The following is an 8,815-nucleotide window of genomic DNA, read 5'->3' as shown; positions in this document are numbered from 1 at the left end:
TGACTGATTAGGGAATATATAATGTTTGCACGCATCTATGCTAAATAGTACCTGCATTATTAGAACTATTAGGAGAAAGGTTTCTATTCTGACCTTTCTGTATAATGCAACTGCTGCAAATGCTATTAAAGTAAGTACTGTACCTAAAATAGTCTGTTTAAATAGATATGAAAGGGTATCTGGTTGCGGATTCTTCACTAAAAAATGACTCATTCCAATCATGGTAAATCCATGAGCATTACTCATAGACACAAGGTTGTCTAAAATAGCGCCTCTGCATATGTAAAAGCCCAAAATATAGAAAGCCAGAGTCACTACCACAAAGTGCACATATTTCCTTGTATTAAGCATCTCACAGACTCCTATCCCGATAATCACAGGAAGGAAAAAGTCTATATATCTTCCATGAAGGAATATATCCAATCTGTCATTTTCAGGATTTGATGCACCATTTAAATAAATAAGCGCAACCATAAACTGTGCGAGGACCAGTAATGCTATATAAAGCCAAAGCATGTCTTTAGGGCCGGACCTTCTAGCCTTTATATTCTTAATGCTGTTTATACTTTGCTTAATAAGGGCGTATATTCCAAAATATCCAATTCCGTATGTTGCCATTCCAATATAGAAAAGCTTTCCAACAATATCTTTAATAAGATATATAAAGCCATCTATATTTAGTATCTTCATAACTCTGTAAGGAATAGATGTATAGTCATTCCAGCTAAGCATATCGCTGGAAGTTCCTTTATACAGAGAATCAATCACAAAACTCTTTATGATAAAGCTTGCTCCAAACAGGCCTATTATAATAAGTGGAAGGAGCAAAGCCTTTTTGCCGAACTTAGTCTTTCTCTTGGTAAAAACAAATATGATCATTACTAGCATTCCTGCCCCAATTGTCCCTATACATCTCATATGGACAAAGTAGCTATAGACAAGGACAAGCACGAACAAGATTCCTCTTGATATAACAGGCTTATCCAAAAATCTCATCATAAGGAATACTGATAAAACAAATAGAAAATTAAGAAGTGACTCAGACATTGTAGTCTGAGTATAAAAAACCCATGCAGGATATAGAACTGATACAGATACTACTATTGCTTTCTCGCTTCGTCTGCCAAAAGGATAAAGTTTTGATATTATCGCATATAGCATAGGAACCGATAGGCACTGCATTAACAGATTAAGTACAACAGCTGCCCTATATGTATTTATAGCGCCATCAAACAAGCCAAGAACAGGCACTAATAACAAGCTGTATCCATAGGAATAATAAGACCCAAGCTCTGTTATTGAAGACCAATCATAGCCCAAGATCATCGCTGCAGGGGACCAATAACCGAATTCATCCGGGAATGCAGAAAAACCAAAAATTCCAAATATTCCATACATACAAAGTGCTACTATCAGTATCACCCCGAAGCACAAATATAAGTTATTTTTTATAAAAGATAAGCAGCCATTTTCAGGCTGCCTATCTATTTTTTTATGCATCATGATTTATTATACGTATTATTTTACAAAGTAATATGTATGCTGGCCACCAATAGCTTCAAATGTAACATTGCCAGCGCCATCGTTAGTAGCGTCGATAAATTCTACAACACCATTAGGTCCAACAGCGATAACTGATGTAGCACCTGCAGCGTCGCCCTTAAGTGCGATTGTAACAGGAGTCTTTACAGAATCTGTAAGTGAACTGAACTTGCCATCTGTCATCTTTCCAAGATTGATATTGATACCAGTATCAGAAAGAAGTGTCTTACCTAAAACAGATGCTGTCCAATTTGCTGTTTCAAGAGCAAGAGGTGACTTCTTGGCGTTGGACTCATATACTCTTGCGTATGGTCTTTCTGTGCCAGTCATTCCAGCTGCTGCCTTAAGGCCATCGAGTGACTGTGTGAATACAACAGCTTTAACTGTTGTACCAAGCTGATAAGATCCGGGAACGGATGACTTTACAACCTTACCACCGATTGTAGCCTGGCTAGAGAATGATACTCCTTCAGGTGCTACATAAGTATCTGATGAATCAGATGAGTTTGATGATGTTGATGTTGTAACTGTTGATGTCGTCTCGTCGCTGGATGAATCTGTTGTAGCAAAAGCTGTCATTGGCATAACTACAAGTGCTGCTGCGAGTGATACTGTGAGCATTTTCTTTACAAACTTCATGTTCATATAAATAGGCTCCTTTCGACTTTAAAGTCCGGGTTGGGGTTTATTTGCGATTTATTGTATTCGAACTTGCAAATACAATATTCGCATACATATATTTTACGATATTAAAAATATTTTTCAACCCTATTTTGATATTTTTAATATCATAAAACCGCTAAGCAAATCTTTTATCGGATGACGAATCAAAAAAGTTAATACTTTTAACTTTTAAATCACATGTGATATTATTAATATCTTTATACCTAGTCAAATACTGCATCGTGATAGAATTTTAGTATTCAAAAGCTCTATATATCTATAGTTAGAGAATTACTAAATCAGACTTTTCAGTATGTATATGATTCATCACATGGAGATACCAATAATATGTCAGAAACCAGATTCTCAGCATACATAAGACTTTTGCGTGAGTCTAAAGGACTTCATCAAAAGGATGTTGCCTCTAAACTTGGGATTACGAGAGCGACCTACTCCCACTATGAAAATGCCAGACTTACACCTCCGGCAGACGCATTCTACAAGCTTGGTAAGATGTACAACGTCTCTATAGAAAAGCTTATTCGATTATCTTTAATCCCACTTAATCCTAAAAATGATCCATATTTTGATCCTGAAGGTATCACTTTAAATGATGATATCTTTGCAGATTCTGAGAATGAATCTAAGACTCAGGGTGATTACATTGAGATAATACAGAAAATTTCAAATATCCATAATGATTTTCTGATAAAGCTAAATAATAAATCAAGCAAAGATTTTGCTAAAGAACTTAGTAGTGATGATAAAGAGCTGATCTACTATTATCATAAGCTCCCAAACAATATGCAGCAAGTCGTCCTCGACCTCGTGCAGGACATAATTGTAAGAGGCGATTATATTAAGAAATAAAGAAAAAGAGTAGCAATCGCTACTCTTTTTCTTTTGATTTATACTTCGCATATGAAGTTAGCATCATTCAATATAATAGTACTCTGCGCCCAGTATGTCTTTGGCGAAATACAGCTGCAGTTTCTTGGAGCTTCTTCCTATGGCTTTTCTGTATACTTCTTTGGAAACCTCTATTTCTTCTTCGTCAAAAGAATCAGAATTAATAGTTACATAATAGAAATCAGAACCCTTAGAGCTCTCACTTATTCTGTTATCAACTATCTCGATTTCTTCTGTATCTGTAACTTTTCCAGTGCAGTAGGTTATTGACCCTGACAGCATCCATCCGTTAATGCAGCCAATAATGAACACCAGTATATAGAAAAATATCTTATAATTATTTTCCTTAGGGACAATAATGTATAAAGCAAGTAGAAATAGTCCAAACAAAAGAATTCTTACTACTATAAAAACATAATTAGTATAGTTGATCCCCATAAATATCATCACTGGTCCCAGTATAGAGGCTGCGCAAGTCGCCATTACAGGAACAAATGAAGAAGCATACAAGGTCTTATCATAGTCAGCAATCTTATTATATTCAAATACAAGGTAGTCTCTCATAGCTATAAGATAAGCCCATGTTGCTATGATAGAAAGCGATATCAGAATGCAGAAAAGCTTTTTATCTATCGTAAGAGAGATGACTGCTATGAATAATATTGCAATGCCTATACCATAGTTAAAACGCTGAATCTTAGCTACTTTCTGGCGTCTTAATTTTTTTTCGTTTTCAGAAAGATTCTCCACAGATGAAGTTTCCAATTCTTTGAAATAGCTTTTGGATACTTCCTTATATTCTACGTTTGCAGAATCTGCATAATTATCACCACTTACGATCTCCTGAATAAATCTGGATGAATTGATCATATTAAGTTCAAGGCCTGCAAGTCTTTTACCTTCTCGGTCGTAGACTATTATGCATTCATCCTGAGGTGAGAATTTGACAGGTCTTATCTCTGTCCTTCCCACATCATGTCTGTAAAAATGTTTTGAAGGTCCAATGAACGGACGATATATATACTCTCTTCCTTCTACGACTACAAGCAGTCCCCTTCTGAAATAATCAAGTAAAAGAAGACCTCCAAAAACTGCCATAACAGCTGCCATCCAAAAACATACTGCCTGCCCGTTCTCAGGACTTACAAAAAAGCCGACTATAAACACTCCTACTGCAATGATAAATAAAATAATGCCAAGTACCAGACCTACTGCTGACTCGTGCACTTTATATACATACTGTTTCATTAAAATCACTTCCTTAATACTTCTAATTATTCACACGCGCGTAAAGCTTATTGGCAATTGCCTGAAGATCTGTAAAATCTTCATCGTCAGATTCCTCAGCGCTAATAATAGCATAAAGTTCTTCTTTAAGAGGAATTATATATTCATCCGCAAAATTAGAAACGAGATATTCAAGAAGGTATTTCTTCCATTCAACATCTCCGCTTTCTAGCACATTTTTGATATATGGTATAAGAATATGCTGGCGCTTTTTCAAAATTTCCGTAAGCTTATCAAATACCGGCCAGTTAGGATCCTGCAGCCATTCAACTAGTTCCATCATTATGATCTGTATTTCAGGATCTGACAGAATATCTATCTTATCAAGACTGCTTTCATCAAATTTATCCGTAGGAACAAGCCGGAATAACTCATCTTCATTAAAATTATTATCTGCCATAAATAAATCCTTTCGGCTGTCATAGGCTTGCCAGTGGGAGTCGTGCCCCGCTTAAGGCTTAATACCTACTCCCTATTTTAAGTCACTTTCTCAAACTTCGCACTATATAACCTATCTTATCCTTTGCGAATTTGATGTCTTTGGCAGCCTGTAAAGGATTTACGCGTTCTTTAAAAATGTTACCAAATTCAAGAGCTAAATAGATGGAGTTTTATATTCTTCCCGGGGTCCGCATGTCTGAGCGAAGCGAGTTTCGGACCCCGGAATATAAAATCCCATATATTTAGCCTTGAATTTTAACATTTTTAAGACAAGTAAATACTTTACAGGCTGCCAAAGATAATCAAATTCGCAAGGGATTCTGTATTATCATATGCGAAGTTTGAGTACCCTACTCAAAGTCGTATTTTAGCCCAATCTGTTTTCTGCACTCATCAAGTATTTCCATTATATCAAGAGTGTTCTTGTGCGTTACATATTTGCTTTCAGTAAGGCCCTGTCTTATCTCATCTGCAACTATATCAAACTCATTAAGATAACTTCCATCAGCAGTTATCTCTTTTTTCATACCTGTACTGTCAGTAAATTCTGCATGATTCGTATAGTGAAGCTCGTTAACCTTTATGGAAGCCTTATCTCCATGCAGCTCCATATTAGGAGTGATTCCTTCTACCACTATAGAGGATATAGCCTTAAACTTCCTTCCATCCTTATAGATGAACCATATTTCTTCATCCCAGTCAATGCCATCTCTTACAGTGCCCTTGCACTCTATGCTGACAGGCTTTCCAAAAAGTTTATACAAATAGTAAACAGCATAAACGCCCACATCAAGGATTGCTCCTCCTGCGGCATCAGGTCTTGTGACTCTTGGAGCATAGTGCTGAGAATCAGTACTCATGTCCGCAATGCAGCTCTCGACATTGCCAAACTCATCATTATCAAGCCACTCCTTGACCTTCCTTGCAATTGGAGAAAACCAGGTCCACATGGCTTCAGCAATATACAGTTTCTTTGAATTAGCAAGTTCTATAACTCCACGGGCCTGTTCTAAATTAACAGTAAATGCCTTTTCACATAAAACGGGCTTTCCATTATTAAGAGCAAGCTTTGCATACTCATAGTGACTGCTATGTGGAGTTACTATATAGACGCCGTCAACGCCTTCTGCTCTTATAGCTTCTTCTGCCGTCTCATAAGGTGTTGCCGAAAATCTGTCTGCAAAATCTTTGCAGGCTTCATATCTTCTGGTATAAGCCGAAACAATTTTGTGCCTTCCGGACTTTGTGATCTGTTCTGCAACTATGTTTGCAAGTTTACCGCATCCAATAAAGCACCATCCGAATTCTTTAGCCATAAGAGTTGTATCCTTTCTTTAGTTGTTAACCTTACAAAGCTTCATTAGTCCAGAGTTTTTGTAACCGCATCATTTAGCATCTGAGCTACAGTCTTGCCATATACAGGGTGCCTTAAATAGGGAGCAATCTCTGCAAGAGGCTTTAAGACAAAGTCGCGAAGATGCATCTCCACATGCGGAATTGTAAGATCCCTGGTATCCATAACAAGATCATCATATAAGAGTATATCAAGGTCTAGTGTTCTTGGTCCCCAGTGTATGATCCTCTCTCTTCCTGCTGCCTTCTCTATTTCATGAAGCTTATCAAGTAGTTCATAAGGTGTATATAAAGTTTCTATTATCATAGCGCTGTTAAGAAAATCGTCCTGCTCAACCCCGCCATAAGGTTTTGTAGTAATATAACTTGCAACCTTTATAACCTTAGTATCAGGAAGCTCACCTATTTTAGTAACAGCTTCATCAAGGTATTTCTTAGTATCCCCAATATTGCTGCCAAGTGCTATAGCTACCTCGTGCCAGGCTCTGTGTATCTTGACACTTACTGTTTCAAGAGGAAGTCCAATAGGAGCACCCGGTTTTTCAAGTTCTATATCTATTTCACGGACAAGGGTATTATTAATAAGAAGATGCCTTGCAAGCTCTTCTGCTGCCCTTTCTATAAGCTTGTAGGTATTAGCAGTCATGAATTCAGTGATCTGGTGACATACTGTTCCATAATTTACAGACATATCAAGATCATCTGTCATTCCTGCTTTTCTGGTATCTACATACATTACGGCGTTAACCACAAACTTCTGTCCAAGTTTATTCTCTTCAGGATATACACCGTGATTGGCAAATACTGTAAGCCCTTTTATTCTTATTTCATCATATGCTTTTTTGCTCATTAAGTATAGCCCTCGTCATTTCTATTGCTCTTTTATTCTCTTTAATATTATGAACTCTGACAAAAGAGGCTCCCTTCATAATACCCATAACAGTTGTCACAAGGGTTCCTTCTACTCTTTCGTCCTTTGGAAGATCAAGTGATAATCCAATCATCGACTTATTGGATGTTGCAAGAAGTACAGGATATCCAAGTGTAAGAAGATCTTCAAGCCTGTTTGTAAGTATAAGATTCTGTTCAAGATTCTTGGCAAAGCCTATGCCAGGATCAAGGATTATCTTGTCCTTACTAACTCCTGCCTTAAGTGCTATATCTATACTATCTTTTAAATCATTTATAACATCTTCCATATAATTAGTATAGTCTGTATCAGGCCTGTTATGCATAAGGCAGCATGGAACGCCGTATTTTGCAGTAATCTCAGCTATTCTTATAACCGAGTTATCCTTATAAAACTTTTCGTATCTAAATCCCCATACGTCATTAACAAGGTCTGCCCCTGCTTTAAGTGCCGCTTCCACAACCTCTGCCTTATAGCTGTCTATAGATACCGGTATATCATATTCCTTCTTGATCATCTCAATTACAGGAACAACTCTTTTTATCTCTTCTTCTGTAGAAATCTGCTCATGCCCAGGCCTTGTTGATTCGCCTCCAACATCTATTATGTCAGCGCCCTCTTCTATCATACTTTCAACATGTCTTCTGGCGCTATCCAGATCATCCCACTTGCCTCCGTCATAAAAAGAGTCAGGTGTTACATTAAGGATTCCCATAATATAACATTTATGGGATGCTCTATCTAAATCGAATTCTCTATTGCCTATCTTCATTGTCTTTAATCCTCATGTCTATAATTACTATATATATATTTCAAGATTGCGCTTCTCCATAGTCCAGTTGCAATCCTTTTGAGCCTTGCACATGTAGCACTGGCGGGATGTCTTGTCAGCAGTATAGATTATGCTTGAAAGCTTGTTGCCTTCATCATTTCCTTTTCTGTGACTTAGTATAGCGTTAATGATCATCCTTTTTTCATCATCCAAAAATCCGCAATCAGATAATATAAGTTCGGAAATCTCTGCTCCAGCCTTATCATGTGGAACTGCATTTTCATATTGCATGGCTCTTCCTATATCATGAAGAAGAGCCGCAGCATATATTATCTCTCTTTCAATCCCAAGATCCTGCTCAAGATTTATGATATAGGCAATCCTTGCAACATCAAGAAAGTGCTCAAAGCTGTGCCTGCAAAAAATCCTGTCCTTTTCAAACTCTTGAAGCTTTACAAAATTTTCTCTATAAAGCGGATGCTCATAAATCTTCTGGCATCTTGGAAGCTTGTCTATTAAAGGTATACTTATCATATGCTCCTTACACTTTTCATCCGTATATCAAAAATAGTATTAATATACTATATCTAAATCAGTTATAATATACATCTAACTTTTATATGCTATATCAAAAGTAGTTTTAATATACATATGGTCATCTATCACCTTCCTATCATATGATAGAAAGTATTCTGAAGATTTATATCCTCTTCAAAGGCTCCTCTTGTAACAACTGTTGTAGTCTTAGTACCGGGCTTACGGATTCCGCGCATTGTCATGCACATATGCTCAGCTTCTACAAGTACCATGACTCCTTTTGGATGGAGTTCTTTGACAAAAGCATCTGCTATCTGAGCTGTAAGTCTTTCCTGAACCTGAAAACGTTTTGCAAAAACGTCAACTGTACGGGCGATCTTACTAAGTCCCACAACTTCTCC

10 protein-coding genes are annotated in these 8,815 nt (G+C 37.1%); 1 reads left to right on the top strand and 9 read right to left on the bottom strand.

Features of this window, described 5'->3' with window-relative positions; genetic code table 11:
• A partial coding sequence (locus tag K6G87_RS02145; RefSeq protein ID WP_296833245.1) for a hypothetical protein occupies nt 1–1,398 on the bottom strand: 1,398 nt, incomplete at its 3' end.
• Between the two features lie 120 nt (nt 1,399–1,518).
• Nucleotides 1,519–2,187 carry a hypothetical protein gene (locus tag K6G87_RS02140; RefSeq protein WP_296833242.1) on the bottom strand — a complete coding sequence of 223 codons (669 nt, stop codon included), beginning with the start codon at nt 2,185–2,187 and terminating at the stop codon, nt 1,519–1,521.
• A 366-nt stretch (nt 2,188–2,553) separates the two neighbouring features.
• Here K6G87_RS02140 and K6G87_RS02135 point away from each other — a divergent pair, with 366 nt between their 5' ends.
• Nucleotides 2,554–3,075 (top strand): helix-turn-helix domain-containing protein, encoded by a 522-nt coding sequence (locus tag K6G87_RS02135; protein WP_296833239.1) that lies wholly within the window; start codon nt 2,554–2,556, stop codon nt 3,073–3,075.
• Between the two features lie 63 nt (nt 3,076–3,138).
• Here the strand turns inward: K6G87_RS02135 and K6G87_RS02130 are convergent, their stop codons facing one another.
• The 7 genes from K6G87_RS02130 to folE form a co-directional block, all read right to left on the bottom strand.
• Complete coding sequence (locus K6G87_RS02130) at nt 3,139–4,362, bottom strand: hypothetical protein (RefSeq protein WP_296833236.1); 1,224 nt, start codon at nt 4,360–4,362, stop codon at nt 3,139–3,141.
• Nucleotides 4,363–4,384: 22 nt separating this feature from the next.
• Nucleotides 4,385–4,801 (bottom strand): DUF5071 domain-containing protein, encoded by a 417-nt coding sequence (locus K6G87_RS02125; RefSeq protein ID WP_296833233.1) that lies wholly within the window; start codon nt 4,799–4,801, stop codon nt 4,385–4,387.
• A gap of 391 nt (nt 4,802–5,192) precedes the next feature.
• On the bottom strand, nt 5,193–6,158 hold the full coding sequence (locus tag K6G87_RS02120; protein ID WP_296833230.1) for a Gfo/Idh/MocA family protein: 966 nt from the start codon (nt 6,156–6,158) through the stop codon (nt 5,193–5,195).
• Nucleotides 6,159–6,202: 44 nt separating this feature from the next.
• Nucleotides 6,203–7,045, bottom strand: a complete 843-nt coding sequence (gene folK / locus K6G87_RS02115) for a 2-amino-4-hydroxy-6-hydroxymethyldihydropteridine diphosphokinase (protein WP_296833227.1) — start codon at nt 7,043–7,045, stop codon at nt 6,203–6,205.
• Nucleotides 7,026–7,877, bottom strand: a complete 852-nt coding sequence (folP, locus tag K6G87_RS02110; RefSeq protein ID WP_296833224.1) for a dihydropteroate synthase — start codon at nt 7,875–7,877, stop codon at nt 7,026–7,028. The genes folK and folP overlap by 20 nt, the downstream gene beginning before the upstream one ends.
• Nucleotides 7,878–7,904: 27 nt before the next feature.
• Nucleotides 7,905–8,411 (bottom strand): HD domain-containing protein, encoded by a 507-nt coding sequence (locus K6G87_RS02105; RefSeq protein ID WP_296833221.1) that lies wholly within the window; start codon nt 8,409–8,411, stop codon nt 7,905–7,907.
• 128 nt (nt 8,412–8,539) lie between these two features.
• On the bottom strand, nt 8,540–8,815 hold a 276-nt coding region (folE, locus tag K6G87_RS02100), incomplete at its 5' end, for a GTP cyclohydrolase I (protein ID WP_296833218.1).

This window comes from Butyrivibrio sp. (genome assembly GCF_024699075.1).
Note: the sequence above shows the minus strand (reverse complement) of the source record. Positions and strands in the feature narration are given on the sequence as shown.